Origin of the sequence: Pelagibacterium halotolerans B2 (assembly GCF_000230555.1) — a bacterium.
GTDB classification, from domain to species: domain Bacteria; phylum Pseudomonadota; class Alphaproteobacteria; order Rhizobiales; family Devosiaceae; genus Pelagibacterium; species Pelagibacterium halotolerans.
In genome coordinates, this window is the sequence record NC_016078.1 from 1,354,857 (window position 1) to 1,371,092 (window position 16,236).

Here is a 16,236-nt window from a genome sequence, read left to right on the forward strand (position 1 = left end):
CCTATTCGAGCCCGATCACGCGATTGAGGGCTTCCTCGTTGATCCTGATCCCAACGTCGGAGCGCAATCCTTCGACGAAATTGGCAAAGATCAGGTCGGGGAAATCCACCTCCAGCGCCTCGGCAACCTGCGACGGCGCATCCGCCGCGGCCGGCGTCACGTCGGTCACCTGAAAAACAACGACATCACCATCCTGGGTCGAGACATAATTGGCATACCCCTCACCCCCCTGGAACGCCGCCTGGGCAAGATCGGGATCGATCGCCGCGCCGGCGCTATTGCGCGTAAAAGGCGCAGAACTCTGGGGAATCTGGCCCTGTTCGGCGGCGACGGTGAAGACATCGCTCCCGCTATCGATGGCGGCCACGATATCTTCCGCGGTGCGCGTCATTTCCATATCGGTCTGCAATTCCTGCCAGGCCGCAACAACCTCGTCGCGGACCTCGTCGAGTGTCTGGTCGCGGGCCGCCTGAACCTCGGACAGTTCAAAGAACACGGTACGATTCGAGCCAAGGCTGATCGCCGGTGTGACCCTCGCATCGGGTGAAGCGTTAAAAACCGCGTCGACGATGGGCTGGGTTGATCCTTCCGGAAGCGTGGAAATGTCAGCCAGTTGAGCGCCGTCGGAGGTCAGATCGAGGTCGTAAATCTCAAGGCCGTACCGTTCGGCGACTTCGGAAATCGGCTGGAACGCCGCACGGGCCTCCTCGATTTCGTCATAGACGTCGAACAGCATATCCTGCGCCTTGCGCGCCGCCACCGACTGCGCCACCTCATCGCGCACCGCGTCGAGCGGCTGTTGGCCACCCTCCTCGATCGCACTTACCCAGATAACGCGATAGCCATTGCTGCCCTCAAGCACCACGTAGCCATTCTGCTCGAGGCCGAACGCGGCCTGCGCCAGGTTGGCATCGGTAATCTGGCTTTCCGCAAGCGTGCCCAGCGAGGCCACCTCGGTCTGAAGTCCGGCTTCCGACACCACGCTGGCGAACGAGGCACCGCTTTCCGCGCCGTCGATAAACGGCTGCGCAGCCTCGGCATCGGGCAGAACGAGCTGGCTGATGGTCCGGCGCTCGGGAACGACGAACTGCGGGGCAATTCGCTCGTATTCGGCGGCGATTTCTTCTTCGGTCACCTCGACGCCTTGAGCGAGCGCGTCGACGGTCAATGGCAAAAGGCTCACCACCCGCGTTTCCACGGTGCGGAACCGGCCCTGGTTCTCCGTAAAGAACTGCTGCAATTCCTCTTCACTCGGCTCATCGGATACCGAAAACAGCACAGGGTTAAGTTCGATATATTCGATGGTGCGCTGGTCGCCGTCATAAGAACGCGCGATATCGAGCGCCACCTGCGGCACGCTCGCGCCGGTCAAGATCGACCCGATCTGCTCACGGCTGGCGGCGCTACGCTGCAGGTTGAGATATTCGGTCTCGGTGTAGCCGGACTGACGCAGCATGGAGACGAACTCGCTGGCGTCGAACAAGCCCAGCGCGCCTGCAAAATTGGGATCCTCGCGCACCAGTTCGGCCAGCTTGGCGTCAGATGCTCCGAGCCCGAGGTCGCGGGCCAGGATTTCGATCGATGCGTCATTTGCCAGCCGCGCGATGGCGGAATTGGGAATACCGAAACTCACCGCCTGCTGTGCGCTCGGAGTCATGCCTGTCTGCGCAGCGAATTGATTGACCTGGCTGCGATAGACCCGGTCGAAATCGCGCACCGAAATGTTCTGGTCCCCGACCCGGGCCACCGTATTGGCGTTGAGGTCGAGAAAAACGCTTGGAATGCCGAACCCGGCGACCGCGATGATCAAAACACCCAGGAAGACTTTGGCGACCCAGCTGCGGCCGAAATTGCGAAGATTGTCGAGCATTTAGTACCGATCGGTTGATGGCGGACTCTAGCCTTTGGTCGTAGGTCAGCCCTATGGCATTCGAAGCGCGCGCATAATAGACAGGGTCCATCGGGCCCTGCAAGCCGCACTCAGGACGCCCGGTTAAGCCATTCTCCGTGTGCGTGCAAGGTGTTGTTGGGGTTCGGATGCAAGAGCGATTGCGGCCATTGATTGCCGGAAACTGGAAGATGCATGGGACGGGCGCCGCGCTCGAGCAGATCGCACGGCTCAAGACCCTTCTCCAGGAAGCCGGCGATATCGAAAGCGAGGTGCTCATATGCCCACCGGCGACGCTGCTCGACAGAGCAGCCCGAAGAGCCCAGAGCAGCGCAATCCGCATCGGCGGGCAGGACTGCCACGCCGATCCCGGCGGAGCCCACACGGGAGACATAAGCGCCTCCATGCTGCTCGACGCCGGAGCGTCCCACGTTATCCTTGGTCACTCCGAGCGCCGCGCCGACCATGGCGAAACGAGCGATATCGTGAGGGACAAGACCAAAGCCGCGCTGGCTGCCGGTCTTATCCCGATCATTTGCGTCGGCGAAACCGAGGCCGAGCGTCTTGCAGGGACCGCGAATCAGGTGGTTGGCGAGCAGATCGATCTTTCACTGCCGGATGCCTTCGGCGAGACGCCGATTATCATCGCCTACGAGCCGGTGTGGGCCATCGGCACCGGACGGACGCCAACGACTGACGATATCGCCCATATGCACGCCCACATGCGCAACCTGCTGGTCGCGCGTTTCGGCACGGCAGGGGAGAGTGCGTTGCTGCTCTATGGTGGTTCGGTAAAGCCTTCCAACGCCGAAGAAATCCTGCGCACGCCAGAGGTCAACGGTGCTCTGGTCGGCGGCGCGAGCCTGCTTGCGGACGACTTCTTTTCCATCATCGTCGCCGCCTGAAAACGGAACGGGAAACTGTCGCTCCAGAGGGCTGGCCAATACCGATCTTTGCGTGTAGAACGCCCGCCAACGCGATGCCTGTGCAGAGCCTTGCTTGACGGCCGGACGGTCGGGGCAGGGCTTGAGCCGTTAAGCCTTCCGGGCAAGAACGGACCACGCGCATCTGAAAGATATTGCGCTGCCAGGGTTCGCTTCCCATATGTCCCGGCTTGAGCGCGAGAGCATTTTTGAAGGACGAACCGTAAATGGCCACGGTACTCATTGTCGCCTATCTGTTGATCGTGATCGCCATGATCGTGGTGATCCTGCTCCAGCGTTCGGAAGGCGGCGGCCTCGGAATGGGCGGCGGCGGTGGCGGCAATTTCATGTCCTCGCGCGGGTCGGCCAACCTCCTTACCCGTACGACCGCCATTTTGGGCACCCTGTTCATGGTCACGGCAATCGGCCTTACAATCATCAGCCAGACCGACCGCAGCTCGACCTCGATCCTGGACCAGGCCGCTCAGAATGCCGACGGCACTCCGGCGACCGTGCTCGACGCTCTCGATGCTTTGGGAACAGAGAACGACGATCTCGCTGTGCCTTCCCAGCCCGCCACCTCGGGCGACGATCTTGCCGTGCCGGCCGTTCCCCAGGAAGAGGCTCCGGCCTCCACCGAGGAACCACCGGCTACCAGTGAATCCGAGGTGATCGAGCCCGGCTCGTCGATGATGTCGACAATGCCAGAGGAACCCGCCGCGGCCGACGAAGCGCCGGCGGAGGAAACGACGACCCCCGGCAACTAGTGGCGCCGGAATAGGATACAAAGGACGGGGATGGAGACATCCCCTTCTTTTTTGTGTGGGCGCGATCATTTTCGCGCTTCGAATCGAAAGCGGCTTATGTAAGGTAAAATTCCATGGCTCGGTACGTTTTCATCACCGGTGGCGTGGTCTCCTCGCTCGGAAAAGGTCTTGCTTCGGCGGCGCTTGGCGCCGTGTTGCAGGCGCGTGGCTACAAGGTTCGGCTGCGCAAGCTCGACCCTTATCTCAATGTCGATCCCGGCACGATGTCGCCCTATCAGCACGGCGAAGTGTTCGTGACCGACGACGGCGCGGAAACCGACCTCGATCTGGGTCACTACGAGCGCTTCACGGGCCGCTCGGCCAACCAGAAAGACAACGTAACGACGGGACGGATTTATTCCGATATTCTCGCCAAGGAGCGCCGCGGCGACTATCTCGGCGCTACGGTTCAGGTGATCCCGCACGTTACCGACGAGATCAAATCCTTCGTCACCTCCGACAATGACGATTTCGATTTCGTTCTGTGCGAAATCGGCGGCACTGTCGGCGATATCGAAGCCATGCCGTTCCTCGAGGCCATCCGCCAGCTTGGCAATGAACTGCCACGCGGCGATGCTGTCTTCGTGCATCTGACACTGATGCCGTTTATCCCCAGCGCGGGCGAACTCAAGACCAAGCCGACCCAGCACTCGGTCAAGGAATTGCGCTCGATCGGCATCCAGCCCGATGTTCTGCTGATCCGCTGTGACCGCCCGATCCCCGAAGGGGAAAAGCGCAAGCTTTCCCTGTTCTGCAACGTCCGTCCGTCGGCCGTTATCCAGGCGCTCGATGTCGCCTCGATCTACGACGTGCCGATCTCCTACCATGAGGAAGGGCTGGACGACGAAGTGCTGGCCGCCTTCGGCATAAAGGACGCTCCGGCGCCTGAACTCGATGGCTGGCGCGAGATTTCGCGCCGCGTCCACGAGCCCGAGGGCACGGTCAATATCGCCATCGTGGGCAAATATACCGGGCTCAAGGATGCCTATAAGTCGCTTTCCGAGGCCCTGGCGCATGGCGGCATCGCCAACAACGTCAAGGTCAACCTCGAATGGATCGATTCCGAGGTGTTCGAGCGTGACGATCCGGCGCCCTATCTCGAAGGCATCCATGGCATTCTCGTGCCCGGCGGCTTTGGCGAGCGCGGTTCTGAAGGCAAGATCAACGCTGCTCGGTTCGCCCGCATTCGCGATGTTCCCTATTTCGGGATCTGTTTCGGAATGCAGATGGCCTGCATCGAAGCGGCCCGCAATACTGCGCACATTCCGAAAGCCTCCTCGACCGAATTCGGTCCGACCAAGGAAGCTGTCGTCGGGCTGATGACCGAATGGGTCAAGGACAATGAAAAGCGGGCCGGCTCGGACAAGGATCTGGGCGGCACGATGCGGCTGGGCGCCTATCCGGCCCAGCTCGTTCGCGGCAGCCGGGTTGCCGATATCTATGGCACCAACCGGATTTCCGAGCGCCATCGGCATCGCTACGAGGTCAACATGACCTACCGCAAGGTGCTGGAGGCCAACGGTCTTCTGTTTTCCGGACTTTCGCCGGATGGAACCTTGCCGGAAATCGTCGAGCGCACCGACCACCCCTGGTTCATCGGCGTCCAGTACCATCCCGAACTCAAATCCCGCCCATTCGAACCGCACCCCTTGTTCCGCTCATTCATCGCGGCGGCGGTCGAACAAAGCCGTTTGGTCTAAGGCAGGGGAGCCGGGCAATGGCTGAGATCGTCAATCTCCGTCAGGCCCGAAAGAACAAGCTGCGCGCTGAAAAAGAGCGCGCAGCCGACACCAATCGTGCCAAATTCGGCCGCACCAAAGCCGAGCGCGAAAAGTCTGAAAAACAGGCTGAACTCGACGCAAAGCGTCTCGATTTTCACAAACGTCAATCCGAGAACGACCAGTAGGAACCCGATCGGTTTGGGGGCGTTGTGCACGCGCATAACAAAAGACCCCAAAAACGGAGGTTGCTCATGCCTACTGCATCCGGACACACCACGGCCATTCGCGCCACACGCGCTGTCGGCACCGATGTCTATAATCTCGATGGCAAGAAGATCGGAAAGGTCGAGGACATCGTTCTCGACAAGACCGATAATGCCATCATGTTTGCCGTCGTCGGTTTCGGTGGCTTCCTTGGAATGGGCGAGAAATATCACGCTCTTCCCTGGGCCACGCTCGATTACGACAAGGACCAGGATGGCTACGTCGTCCCGTTTACGCGCGACGAACTTGAAGCAGGGCCGGCCGACACCATCACCGAATTGACCAAGGATGACGGACTCCACGCACGCCAGGAAGCCTATTCCTACTACAAGGTCGATCCATACTGGCATTAGCTTGCGACTAATATAAGTGATGACCTATGCGGCTCGATGCTCCGTCATTGGGCCGCATTATTTTTGTGCCAAGCCCTTCCTAAGCCGGGCCGCCTTTATTAGAAGGGCAACAACCGGCATTTCCCAGAAAACGAAGGGCGCTTATATGTCTGCAATTGTTGACGTCATCGGCCGTCAGATATTTGACAGCCGCGGCAATCCGACCGTCGAAGTCGACGTGGTTCTCGACGACGGCAGCTTCGGTCGTGCCGCGGTCCCCTCGGGCGCGTCCACCGGCGCGCATGAAGCTGTGGAGTTGCGCGACGGCGGCGAAGCCTATCTCGGCAAGGGCGTGCTTAACGCCGTCGATAACGTCAACACCCTGATCGCCAGCGAGATCGAAGGGCTCGACGCGCTCGATCAGATCGCAATCGATCAGGCGATGATCGAGCTCGACGGCACACCCAACAAGGGCAAGCTGGGCGCTAACGCCATTCTGGGCGTGTCGCTCGCCGTGGCGCGCGCCGCCGCAGAATCCAGCGCTCTGCCGCTGTGGCGCTATGTAGGCGGGCCGAACGCGCGCCTGCTGCCAGTGCCGATGATGAACATCATCAATGGCGGCGAGCATGCCGACAACCCGATCGATATCCAGGAATTCATGATCATGCCGGTGGGCGCGGATTCGATCGCCGATGCCGTCCGGATCGGCACGGAAATCTTTCATACGCTGAAAAAGGGCCTGGCCTCCGAGGGGCACAATACCAACGTTGGCGACGAAGGCGGCTTTGCACCCAACCTCAGCTCCACCGAAGACGCCCTGGGTTTCATCATGAAATCCATCGAGAAGGCAGGCTATGCGCCGGGCGAGGACGTCTATCTTGCCCTCGATTGCGCCTCGACCGAGTTCTTCAAGGACGGCAGCTACAACCTCAAGGGCGAAGGCAAGACGCTCGGGTCGGACGAGATGGTCCGCTACCTCCAGGACCTGACCAACCGCTTCCCCATCATTTCCATCGAAGACGGCATGGCTGAGGATGATTGGGACGGCTGGAAGGCCCTGACCGAGGCCATCGGGTCAAACGTTCAACTGGTCGGCGACGATCTGTTCGTCACCAACACCGAGCGGCTGACCTCGGGCATCCGCATGGGCGTAGCCAATTCGATCCTCGTCAAGGTCAACCAGATCGGCTCGCTTTCGGAAACCCTCGAGGCCGTCGAGACCGCGCACAAGGCGTCCTACACTTCGGTCATGTCGCACCGTTCGGGTGAGACCGAGGATTCGACAATTGCCGACCTCGCCGTCGCGCTCAACTGCGGGCAGATCAAGACCGGCTCTCTGGCCCGCTCGGACCGGTTGGCCAAATACAACCAGTTGATCCGTATCGAGGAATTCCTCGGCACCTCCGGCCGCTACGCCGGCCGTTCGATCCTTAAGGGATAACGACAGGGGCGCTTCGGCGCCCCTTTCCTTTTGGCCGCGACCCACACCGACTCCGGAAACCAGTCTTTAAGCATAGCCATGCGATAAGCGGACTCTCCGGTTCCTGCGTATCGTTCCTGCCCATGCCCACCCGCGTCAAACGCCCGTCCATTCTTCTCAAGCTGAGCATGACTGCAGGCTTGCTGGCGTTTCAGGGCTATCTTGGCTATCACGTTGTCACCGGAGCCTTCGGTATCGACAGCCAGCGCGAAATGCTCGCCGAAATCACCATATTGGAGGCGCGCCGCGCGGCGCTGGAAACCGAAATCGAGTCCTACGAACATCGCATCGCCCTGTTCGACCCGCGCAGGCTCGACCCCGATATTCTGACCGAGCGGGCACGCGCTCTGCTCGGACTCGTGCATCCCGACGATATCATCATCGTGCCGGATGATGGGATTTAATCGCCTTTCGGTTAAATTGCTATTTTAACTGAAAATCGATTAAACTGGTTTTTGCTTTGCAAATCAGATAGATATTAGTCCCGGAAGGTTGATCCTTGTGCTTTGTGGCTGGCACGGAGCGCGCTATTGTGCATCAATGCATCCAGCATCCCGTCTCGCCCCGCAACGGGCGGCGGCAGCGATCAGGTTCTTTCCGGAGATATCGCATGGCGCGTAAAGCGACGGCCGCCAAGGCCAAATCCAATGCCCCCGAATTCACCAAGGACGAGGAACTCCACGCTTTCCGCGAAATGCTGCTCATCCGGCGCTTTGAAGAAAAAGCCGGCCAGATGTATGGTATGGGTCTGATCGGCGGGTTCTGTCACCTCTATATCGGCCAGGAAGCCGTCGTCACCGGCATCACCATGGCATCCAAGAAGGGCGAAGACGCCCAGATCACCGGTTATCGCGACCACGGCCATATGCTCGTCATGGGGCTGGACCCCAAGGGCGTCATGGCCGAGCTGACCGGCCGCAAGGGCGGGTTGTCCAAAGGCAAGGGCGGCTCGATGCACATGTTTTCCAACGAGCACCGCTTTTATGGCGGCAACGGCATCGTCGGTGCGCAGGCATCGCTGGGCACGGGCCTCGCCTTCGCCTCGAAATATCGCGGCGACGGGTCGGTTTCGATCACCTATTTCGGTGACGGCGCGGCCAATCAGGGCCAGGTCTATGAGAGCTTCAACATGGCCAAGCTCTGGAAGCTGCCTGTTGTCTATGTGATTGAGAACAACAAATACGCCATGGGTACCTCGGTCGAACGGTCCGCCTCGACCACTGACCTCTCACAGCGCGGCGTGTCCTTCGGTATCCCCGGCGAGCAGGTCGACGGCATGGACGTCCGCATGGTCAAGGAAGCGGCCGAGCGGGCCATCGAACACGCACGGTCCGGCAAGGGGCCCTATATCCTCGAAATGCTCACTTACCGCTATCGCGGCCACTCCATGTCCGATCCCGCCAAGTATCGCTCCAAGGACGAGGTGACGACGATGCGGTCCGAGCGCGATCCGATCGAGCAGGTCAGAAAGCGCATTATCGAGCAGAAATTTGCCAGCGAGGACGAACTCAAGGATATCGAAAAGGATATCCGGGCCATCGTCACCGAAGCCGCCGATTTTGCCACCAACGATCCCGAGCCCGATCCGTCCGAGCTCTATACCGACATCACAGTATAAGCGCCGGCAGGGAGACCTCACGATATGCCAACCGATATTCTTATGCCCGCGCTCTCGCCCACCATGGAAGAGGGCACTCTTGCCAAATGGATTGTCAAGGAAGGCGACAAGGTCGGTCCCGGCGACGTTCTGGCCGAGATCGAAACCGACAAGGCGACCATGGAAGTCGAAGCCGTCGATGAAGGTGTGATCGGCAAGATTTTCGTCGCCGAAGGCACCGAAGGCGTCAAGGTCAATACCCCGATCGCCGCGCTGTTGGGCGAGGGCGAAAGCGCCGGCGACGTCGCCACCCCCGAAGTTTCGGCCGATGAGCCAAAAGAATCCGAAAAGCCCGGTCCCGATACCGAGGTCGCCGAAAAATCCGAGCCGACCACGAAAGCCAAGGACGCCCCGGCCGCGCCTCAGTTCAAGCCCCAGGACGATCCCGACATCCCCGACGATGTCGAGATGGTGACCGTCACTGTGCGCGAAGCACTGCGCGATGCAATGGCCGAAGAGATGCGGGCCGACAAGGATGTCTTCGTCATGGGCGAGGAAGTGGCTGAGTACCAGGGCGCCTATAAGGTGACCCAGGGCCTGCTCCAGGAATTCGGCGCCGAACGGGTGATCGATACGCCGATCACCGAGCACGGCTTTGCCGGTCTTGGCGTGGGTGCCGCATTTGCGGGGCTCAAGCCCATCATCGAGTTCATGACCTGGAACTTTGGCATGCAGGCCATCGACCAGATTATCAATTCGGCCGCCAAGCAGCTCTATATGTCGGGCGGGCAGGTGACGGCCCCCATGGTGTTCCGTGGCCCCAATGGTGTCGCTTCGCGCGTCGGTGCCCAGCACAGCCAGGACTATTCGGCCTGGTACAGCCACGTGCCCGGCCTGACCGTCATCGCGCCCTACACCGCGGCCGACGCCAAGGGCCTTCTCAAGGCTGCCATTCGCTCGCCCAATCCGGTTGTCTTCCTCGAGAACGAGCTTCTTTACGGCACCACCGGCGAAGTGCCCAAGATGGACGATTTCGTCCTGCCCATCGGCAAGGCGCGCATTGCGCGCAAAGGCAAGGACGTCACCATCGTCTCCTTCTCGATGGGGATGCGTTACGCCACCCAGGCCACTGAAAAGCTCGTCGACGCCGGCGTCGATGTCGAACTGATCGACCTGCGCACCCTGCGCCCGCTCGACATCGATACGGTGATCGAATCGGTCAAAAAGACCGGACGTGTGGTGACCGTCGAAGAAGGCTGGCCGCAGGGCGGCATCGGATCGGAAATCTCGGCCCGTCTCATGGAGCGCGCCTTCGATTACCTCGACGCGCCCGTCACCCGCGTGACCGGCAAGGATGTGCCCATGCCCTATGCGGCGAACCTTGAAAAGCTGGCCCTGCCCAGCGTCGACGAGGTCATCGCCGCGGTCAACGCCGTCACCTACCGCAGCTAAGGGAGGCTCTTGCGATGCCTATCAACATCACGATGCCCGCCCTGTCGCCCACCATGGAAGAGGGCACGCTGGCCAAATGGCACGTCAAGGAAGGCGATAGCGTTTCTTCCGGTGACGTGATCGCCGAGATCGAGACCGACAAGGCCACTATGGAAGTGGAAGCCGTCGATGAAGGCACGATCGGCAAAATCCTGGTTTCCGAAGGCAGCGAGAACGTCAAGGTCAATGCGGTGATCGCCGTCCTGCTCGAAGAGGGTGAGAGCACGTCCGATATCGGCGACGCAGCACCGCCCCCAAAGGCTGAAGCGCCGAAAGCGGAGGCCGAACAGCCCAAGGCCGAGCAAAAGTCTAAAGACGAACCGAAGGCACCCTCGACCAGTTCCGACGCCAAGCCGACCCCCGAACCGCTCCCGGCGCCGAAAGCCGACGGCAAGCGCGTATTCGCCTCGCCACTGGCCCGTCGCCTCGCCAGGGACGCTGGGATCGATCTCGCCGCCGTTTCGGGTTCGGGCCCCAAGGGACGCGTGGTCAAGGCCGATATCGAGAAGGCCAAAAAGGACGGCGTTTCCGCTAAGCCCGGCGCTGCTCCCGCCGCCGGTGCACCGCTACCTGCCGGCATGGGCAAGAACCAGGTTCTCGCCATGTACGAGGAGGGCACCTACGACATCGTGCCCAATGACGGCATGCGCAAGACAGTTGCCGCCCGCCTCACCGAATCCAAGCAGACGGTGCCGCACTTCTATCTCACGCTCGATTGCAACATCGATGCGCTCATGAAGGCGCGTGAGGACCTGAACGCCTCGGCCACCAAGGATAAGGATGGCAAGCCGGCCTATAAGCTTTCGGTCAACGATTTCATCATGAAGGCATGGGCCATTGCCCTTCAGCAGGTGCCGCAGGCCAACGCCACATGGGCCGGCGATTCGATCCTCTACCATCATCGTTCCGACGTCGCCGTTGCTGTTGCGGTGCCGGGCGGGCTGTTCACCCCGGTCGTGAAGTCCTGCGATACCAAGGGCCTTCGGCAAATTTCCGAGGAGGTCAAGGATCTCGCCACTCGCGCGCGTTCCAAAAAGCTCGCGCCCCATGAATATCAGGGGGGCTCGTCGGCGGTTTCCAACCTGGGCATGTACGGCATCAAGCATTTCGGCGCCGTCATCAACCCGCCGCACGGCACTATCCTTGCCGTCGGTGCGGGAGAAGAGCGAGTCTATGCGGAAAAGGGTCAGATCAAGACCGGCAGTTTCATGACCGTGACGCTCTCTTGCGATCACCGCTCGGTCGATGGAGCCCTCGGGGCTGAACTCCTCGCGGCATTCAAGAAGCTGATCGAAGCACCCGTCATGATGCTTGCTTAAGGCTCGCCTTATGAAAACCATTCTCGCCTATGGAGATAGCCTGACCTATGGCGCCGATCCTGTCGTGCAGGGTGGGCGTCATGCCTATGAGGATCGTTGGCCAACCAGGCTCGAAATGGGGCTCGAGGGCAAAGCGCGGGTGATTGCAGAGGGGCTGGGTGGCCGCAGCACCGCTTTTGACGATTTTACCACCACGGCAGACCGCAATGGCGCCCGCATCCTGCCGACGCTGATCCACAGCCATGCTCCGCTCGATGCGGTTGCCATCATGCTCGGCACCAATGACATGAAGAGCTTTGTCTGCGGCAGTGCACTGGGGGCCTCGCGGGGCATCAAGAGGCTGGGAGAAATCGTCGGGGCGGAGGCACCGACAGCGCAGCTTATTCTGATATCGCCGCCCCATTGTACCGAACCATCCAGCCCCGCGCTGGATCCCAGGTTCAGTGAGACGATCGCAGAGAGCCGCGAACTGGCCGGTCACTACCGGCGCGTCGCGGACGAACTCGGCTGCCATTTCTTCGATGCGGCAACGGTCGCCGAAGCCGATCCGGCGGACGGCGTACATCTCGACCCGGCCAACACACGCGCAATCGGCGACGCACTGGCGCCGCTTCTCAAAGAGATACTCGGGCTCTAGCCCATAAGGACAAGAGGAAAGCCATGGCGGATCAATACGATATCATCGTGATCGGTGCCGGTCCCGGCGGCTACATCGCAGCCATCCGCGCGTCGCAACTGGGTTTGAAGGCCGCAATCGTCGAGCGCGAACACATGGCGGGCATCTGCTCGAACTGGGGCTGTATCCCGACCAAGGCGCTGCTGCGTTCGGCGGAAATTTACGGCCACATGGATCACGCCAAGGATTACGGGCTGACCGCCGACAAATTCGGCTTCGACATCGAGGCCATCGTCAAGCGCTCGCGCGGGATCGCCGGTCGCATGAATGACGGCGTCCAGTTCCTGATGAAAAAGAACAAGGTCGATATCATCTGGGGCGAAGCGACAATCACCAAGCCCGGCGAAGTCAAGGTCGAGGCGACCAAAAAGAAGGCCGTCGAACCCCAGCATCCAAAGCCCAAGACGACGCTGGGCGAGGGGACCTACAAGGCAAAAAACATCATCGTCGCCTCCGGCGCGCGCCCACGCGTGCTGCCGGGAATCGAACCGGACGGCGAAAAGATCTGGACCTATTTCGAGGCTTTAAAGCCCGCCAAGATGCCCAAATCGGTCGCCGTGATGGGCTCGGGAGCCATCGGCATCGAATTCGCGTCCTTCTACCGCTCGCTCGGGGCAGAGGTGACCGTCATCGAACTCCTGCCGCAGATCATGCCGGTGGAAGATGCCGAAATCGCCGGTCTGGCCCGCAAACGCTTTGAAAAGCGCGGCATCCAGATTTTGACCGACGCCAAGGTCTCCAAGGTCGACAAATCCAAGGACGGCGTCACCGCCCACGTCGAGCTCAAGAACGGCGACAAGAAGGAAATCAAGGCCGAGGTGCTGATCTCCGCCGTCGGCGTGCAGGCCAATTCCGAAAATCTCGGGCTGGAAAAGGCCGGGGTCAAGATCGACCGCGGCGTCATCGTCGTTGACGATCACGGCCGCACCAATGTCGAAGGCATCTGGGCCATCGGCGACGTGGCCGGCCCCCCCATGTTGGCTCACAAGGCCGAGCATGAGGCCGTGCTGGCCGTCGAAACCATCGCCGGCAAGAAGGTTCATGGTCTCGACAAGTCCAAGATCCCCGGCTGCACCTATTGCGAACCGCAGGTGGCCAGCGTCGGCATGACCGAAGCGAAAGCCAAGGAAGCCGGGCGCGACATCCGCGTCGGACGTTTCCCCTTCGTGGGCAATGGCAAGGCGATTGCGCTGGGCGAGCCCGATGGTCTGGTCAAGACCATCTTCGACAAGAAGACCGGTGAGCTTTTGGGCGCGCATATGGTCGGCGCCGAAGTGACCGAGCTGATCCAGGGCTTTGTGGTGGCAATGAACCTCGAAACCACCGAGGAAGACCTGATGCACGCGATCTTCCCACATCCGACCCTGTCGGAAACGATGAAGGAGAGCGTACTTGACGCATACGGTCAGGCACTCAACATATGAAATGGCTCAGGGCTTTGCGGCCCGATCGTTCATAAAGTAAATTCAAGGTTGATAATTCGGTAAGCAATTCATCCAATGTCCCCGCAGGAAGGGAAGCACCCGTGGTAAATATGGAGCGGATAGATGTCTGAAACCGTCCATATTGGGGTTCGTCATGGCTCAAGAGCTCTTGATGTACTGGGTGCTGGTCGGACTGGTTATTGGCCTGATCGGCGCATTTCTGTTTGGAACCAACTTGATCTGGCGTTATCTGGCCGCAGGCGTGGCCGGCTCCGTCGCGATCAGTTTCGCCATTGCCTATTTCGGCATTGACGTACCGATAGCAAACTGGCTCATACGCCAGCTCAGCGTGGCAGCCGCTGGGGCCGTATTCGTCGTAACCTTTGTCAGGGTGGTGGACACATCAGCCTGACGGGTTCGGAAAAGGACACAATGGTCACTCTTCTCGATACCGTAGGCACCAAGTCACCAAGACACCCTGAAAAGGCAAAGCGTCCCGACACCGAGATGCTGCGCAAGCCCGACTGGATTCGCGTCAAGGCGCCCGGCTCGGCCGTTTATCGCGAAACCCAGCAGATCGTGCGCGAGAACAATCTCGTCACCGTTTGCGAGGAAGCGGGCTGCCCCAATATCGGCGAGTGCTGGAGCAAGAAGCACGCCACCATGATGATCATGGGCGAGATCTGCACCCGCGCCTGCGCCTTCTGCAACGTGCGCACCGGCCTGCCGACCGCGCTCGATCCCCATGAGCCCGAGAACGTTGCCAAGGCCGTCGAAAAGCTCGGTCTGGAACACGTCGTCATCACTTCGGTCGATCGCGACGACCTTGCCGATGGCGGTGCGCAGCATTTCGCCGACGTGATCCTCGCCATACGCACCCGCAATCCCAAGACCACCATCGAAATTCTGACGCCCGACTTCCTTCGTAAGGACGGCGCTCTTGAAATCGTCGTGGCGGCCCGGCCGGACGTCTTCAACCACAATCTTGAAACCGTACCGTCCAAATACCTCACGGTCCGCCCGGGCGCGCGCTACTTCCACTCCATCCGGCTGTTGCAGCGGGTCAAGGAACTCGATCCGCAGATGTTCACCAAGTCCGGCATCATGGTCGGGCTGGGCGAGGAGCGTAACGAAGTGCTCCAGCTCATGGACGATCTGCGCGTTGCGAACGTCGATTTCCTCACCATCGGGCAGTATCTCCAGCCGACCCGCAAGCACCATAAGGTCGAGCGGTTCGTGACCCCCGAGGAATTCAAATCCTTTGCCACGGTGGCCAAGACCAAGGGCTTCCTTCTGGTCTCGTCCAGCCCGCTCACCCGCTCCTCGCACCATGCGGGCGAGGATTTCGCGGCCCTGCGCAAGGCGCGGCAGGAAAAACTCGGACTGGCTTGATGCAGAAGCATTTGGAGCGGCACGTGCCGCATTCGGCAGCGCAAATGCTCGCGCTGGTGGCGGACGTGGATGCCTATCCCCAGTTCATTCCCCATTGCGAGCGCATGGACGTGCGCCGCGATGTGGCCAATCCGAACGAAAAATTCGACGCCCGGATGCACATCCGCTTCGGCCCGATCAGCCAGGCCTACACCAGCCGGATCGTGGTCGATCCTGAGGCAAAGACATTGCGGGCGAAGGCGGTCGATGGCCTGTTCAGCCACCTCGACAGCATCTGGCGGTTTACCGAAGACGGGCAGGGGACGGCCATTGTCTTCGACATCGACTTCAAGATCGCCAACCCCCTGATCCGCTCGGTCGCCGAACCCGCCTTCGCCGCCAAGCAGGACGAGATCATGGACGCGTTCATAGCGGAAGCACGTCGCCGTTACGGAGCGTAGGCGTCCAGCACCATCTCGAGCGCCACCCGGACGGTGGCCTGCCGGATGCCGTCGCGGCCCAGATCGCCGAACCGCTCTTCGCGATGAATGGTCTTGGCCGGGGTTGCCAGCCCGAAATGGACCAGCCCGATCGGCTTTTCATCCGATCCGCCGCCGGGGCCGGCGATACCGGTCACCGAAATCGCCAGATCCACCCCGGCCTTGTGCAAGGCGCCCTCGGCCATAGCCCGCGCCACCGGTTCGGATACCGCCCCGTATTGCTCGATCAGAGCCACGGGCACGCCGATCATTGCCTTCTTGGCCTCGTTGGAATAGGTGACGAACCCGCCATAGAGCATGGCCGACGAGCCCGAGACCGACGTGATAGCGCCCGCAATCAGCCCGCCAGTACAGCTTTCCGCTGTCACCATCATGTGGCCGGCCAGGATCAGCCGGTCGTTGATCTTTTTCGCCAGCGCCAGCGTTTCGTTGTCGAGCATTGCT

Annotated in this window: 17 protein-coding genes; 15 read left to right on the plus strand and 2 right to left on the minus strand. The window is 60.8% G+C overall.

Features of this window, described 5'->3' with window-relative positions; genetic code table 11:
* Position 1 precedes the first annotated feature (1 nt).
* The gene (locus KKY_RS06635) at positions 2-1,870 is read right to left on the minus strand and encodes a SurA N-terminal domain-containing protein (RefSeq protein ID WP_014130546.1); all 1,869 of its coding nucleotides are present in this window, start codon (positions 1,868-1,870) and stop codon (positions 2-4) included.
* A 167-nt stretch (positions 1,871-2,037) separates the two neighbouring features.
* Here KKY_RS06635 and tpiA point away from each other — a divergent pair, with 167 nt between their 5' ends.
* The 15 genes from tpiA to KKY_RS06710 all read left to right on the plus strand — a co-directional run bounded on the left by tpiA (position 2,038) and on the right by KKY_RS06710 (position 15,753).
* Positions 2,038-2,793 carry a triose-phosphate isomerase gene (tpiA, locus tag KKY_RS06640; protein ID WP_014130547.1) on the plus strand — a complete coding sequence of 252 codons (756 nt, stop codon included), beginning with the start codon at positions 2,038-2,040 and terminating at the stop codon, positions 2,791-2,793.
* A gap of 245 nt (positions 2,794-3,038) precedes the next feature.
* Positions 3,039-3,578 carry a preprotein translocase subunit SecG gene (gene secG, locus KKY_RS06645; protein ID WP_014130548.1) on the plus strand — a complete coding sequence of 180 codons (540 nt, stop codon included), beginning with the start codon at positions 3,039-3,041 and terminating at the stop codon, positions 3,576-3,578.
* Positions 3,579-3,691: 113 nt separating this feature from the next.
* Entirely contained in the window at positions 3,692-5,317 is a 1,626-nt protein-coding gene (locus KKY_RS06650; RefSeq protein WP_014130549.1) for a CTP synthase, read from the plus strand.
* A 17-nt stretch (positions 5,318-5,334) separates the two neighbouring features.
* Positions 5,335-5,523: a DUF4169 family protein gene (locus KKY_RS19945; protein ID WP_014130550.1), complete on the plus strand. Its 189-nt coding sequence runs from the start codon at positions 5,335-5,337 to the stop codon at positions 5,521-5,523.
* 66 nt (positions 5,524-5,589) lie between these two features.
* The gene (locus KKY_RS06660) at positions 5,590-5,955 is read left to right on the plus strand and encodes a PRC-barrel domain-containing protein (protein ID WP_014130551.1); all 366 of its coding nucleotides are present in this window, start codon (positions 5,590-5,592) and stop codon (positions 5,953-5,955) included.
* Positions 5,956-6,100: 145 nt separating this feature from the next.
* A complete protein-coding gene (eno, locus tag KKY_RS06665; protein WP_014130552.1) occupies positions 6,101-7,375 on the plus strand; it encodes a phosphopyruvate hydratase in 1,275 nt (424 codons plus the stop codon).
* Positions 7,376-7,542: 167 nt separating this feature from the next.
* A complete protein-coding gene (locus KKY_RS06670) occupies positions 7,543-7,818 on the plus strand; it encodes an FtsB family cell division protein (RefSeq protein WP_158308056.1) in 276 nt (91 codons plus the stop codon).
* Positions 7,819-8,024: 206 nt separating this feature from the next.
* Entirely contained in the window at positions 8,025-9,032 is a 1,008-nt protein-coding gene (gene pdhA / locus KKY_RS06675; protein ID WP_014130554.1) for a pyruvate dehydrogenase (acetyl-transferring) E1 component subunit alpha, read from the plus strand.
* A gap of 24 nt (positions 9,033-9,056) precedes the next feature.
* Positions 9,057-10,463, plus strand: coding sequence for a pyruvate dehydrogenase complex E1 component subunit beta (locus tag KKY_RS06680; protein ID WP_014130555.1), 1,407 nt, complete (start codon positions 9,057-9,059; stop codon positions 10,461-10,463).
* Between the two features lie 14 nt (positions 10,464-10,477).
* Positions 10,478-11,821: a pyruvate dehydrogenase complex dihydrolipoamide acetyltransferase gene (locus tag KKY_RS06685; RefSeq protein WP_014130556.1), complete on the plus strand. Its 1,344-nt coding sequence runs from the start codon at positions 10,478-10,480 to the stop codon at positions 11,819-11,821.
* 10 nt (positions 11,822-11,831) lie between these two features.
* The gene (locus KKY_RS06690; RefSeq protein ID WP_014130557.1) at positions 11,832-12,458 is read left to right on the plus strand and encodes an SGNH/GDSL hydrolase family protein; all 627 of its coding nucleotides are present in this window, start codon (positions 11,832-11,834) and stop codon (positions 12,456-12,458) included.
* A 23-nt stretch (positions 12,459-12,481) separates the two neighbouring features.
* Positions 12,482-13,921 (plus strand): dihydrolipoyl dehydrogenase, encoded by a 1,440-nt coding sequence (lpdA, locus tag KKY_RS06695; protein ID WP_014130558.1) that lies wholly within the window; start codon positions 12,482-12,484, stop codon positions 13,919-13,921.
* A gap of 154 nt (positions 13,922-14,075) precedes the next feature.
* Positions 14,076-14,333: a hypothetical protein gene (locus KKY_RS06700; RefSeq protein WP_139305007.1), complete on the plus strand. Its 258-nt coding sequence runs from the start codon at positions 14,076-14,078 to the stop codon at positions 14,331-14,333.
* 20 nt (positions 14,334-14,353) lie between these two features.
* Positions 14,354-15,313 carry a lipoyl synthase gene (gene lipA / locus KKY_RS06705; protein ID WP_014130560.1) on the plus strand — a complete coding sequence of 320 codons (960 nt, stop codon included), beginning with the start codon at positions 14,354-14,356 and terminating at the stop codon, positions 15,311-15,313.
* Entirely contained in the window at positions 15,313-15,753 is a 441-nt protein-coding gene (locus tag KKY_RS06710; RefSeq protein WP_014130561.1) for a type II toxin-antitoxin system RatA family toxin, read from the plus strand. The genes lipA and KKY_RS06710 overlap by 1 nt, the downstream gene beginning before the upstream one ends.
* Here KKY_RS06710 and KKY_RS06715 read toward each other — a convergent pair.
* Positions 15,741-16,232, minus strand: coding sequence for a CinA family protein (locus tag KKY_RS06715; RefSeq protein ID WP_014130562.1), 492 nt, complete (start codon positions 16,230-16,232; stop codon positions 15,741-15,743). The two genes, KKY_RS06710 and KKY_RS06715, sit on opposite strands and share 13 nt — an antisense overlap.
* Between the last annotated feature and the right edge of the window lie 4 nt (positions 16,233-16,236).

Excerpts from the sequence above, each read along its gene's own strand:
- KKY_RS06635 (WP_014130546.1), bottom strand. The coding sequence starts at position 1,870 with ATGCTCGACAATCTTCGCAATTTCGGCCGCAGCTGGGTCGCCAAAGTC.
- tpiA (WP_014130547.1), top strand. The coding sequence starts at position 2,038 with ATGCAAGAGCGATTGCGGCCATTGATTGCCGGAAACTGGAAGATGCAT.
- secG (WP_014130548.1), top strand. The coding sequence starts at position 3,039 with ATGGCCACGGTACTCATTGTCGCCTATCTGTTGATCGTGATCGCCATG.
- KKY_RS06650 (WP_014130549.1), top strand. The coding sequence starts at position 3,692 with ATGGCTCGGTACGTTTTCATCACCGGTGGCGTGGTCTCCTCGCTCGGA.
- KKY_RS19945 (WP_014130550.1), top strand. The coding sequence starts at position 5,335 with ATGGCTGAGATCGTCAATCTCCGTCAGGCCCGAAAGAACAAGCTGCGC.
- KKY_RS06660 (WP_014130551.1), top strand. The coding sequence starts at position 5,590 with ATGCCTACTGCATCCGGACACACCACGGCCATTCGCGCCACACGCGCT.
- eno (WP_014130552.1), top strand. The coding sequence starts at position 6,101 with ATGTCTGCAATTGTTGACGTCATCGGCCGTCAGATATTTGACAGCCGC.
- KKY_RS06670 (WP_158308056.1), top strand. The coding sequence starts at position 7,543 with ATGACTGCAGGCTTGCTGGCGTTTCAGGGCTATCTTGGCTATCACGTT.
- pdhA (WP_014130554.1), top strand. The coding sequence starts at position 8,025 with ATGGCGCGTAAAGCGACGGCCGCCAAGGCCAAATCCAATGCCCCCGAA.
- KKY_RS06680 (WP_014130555.1), top strand. The coding sequence starts at position 9,057 with ATGCCAACCGATATTCTTATGCCCGCGCTCTCGCCCACCATGGAAGAG.
- KKY_RS06685 (WP_014130556.1), top strand. The coding sequence starts at position 10,478 with ATGCCTATCAACATCACGATGCCCGCCCTGTCGCCCACCATGGAAGAG.
- KKY_RS06690 (WP_014130557.1), top strand. The coding sequence starts at position 11,832 with ATGAAAACCATTCTCGCCTATGGAGATAGCCTGACCTATGGCGCCGAT.
- lpdA (WP_014130558.1), top strand. The coding sequence starts at position 12,482 with ATGGCGGATCAATACGATATCATCGTGATCGGTGCCGGTCCCGGCGGC.
- KKY_RS06700 (WP_139305007.1), top strand. The coding sequence starts at position 14,076 with ATGGCTCAAGAGCTCTTGATGTACTGGGTGCTGGTCGGACTGGTTATT.
- lipA (WP_014130560.1), top strand. The coding sequence starts at position 14,354 with ATGGTCACTCTTCTCGATACCGTAGGCACCAAGTCACCAAGACACCCT.
- KKY_RS06710 (WP_014130561.1), top strand. The coding sequence starts at position 15,313 with ATGCAGAAGCATTTGGAGCGGCACGTGCCGCATTCGGCAGCGCAAATG.
- KKY_RS06715 (WP_014130562.1), bottom strand. The coding sequence starts at position 16,232 with ATGCTCGACAACGAAACGCTGGCGCTGGCGAAAAAGATCAACGACCGG.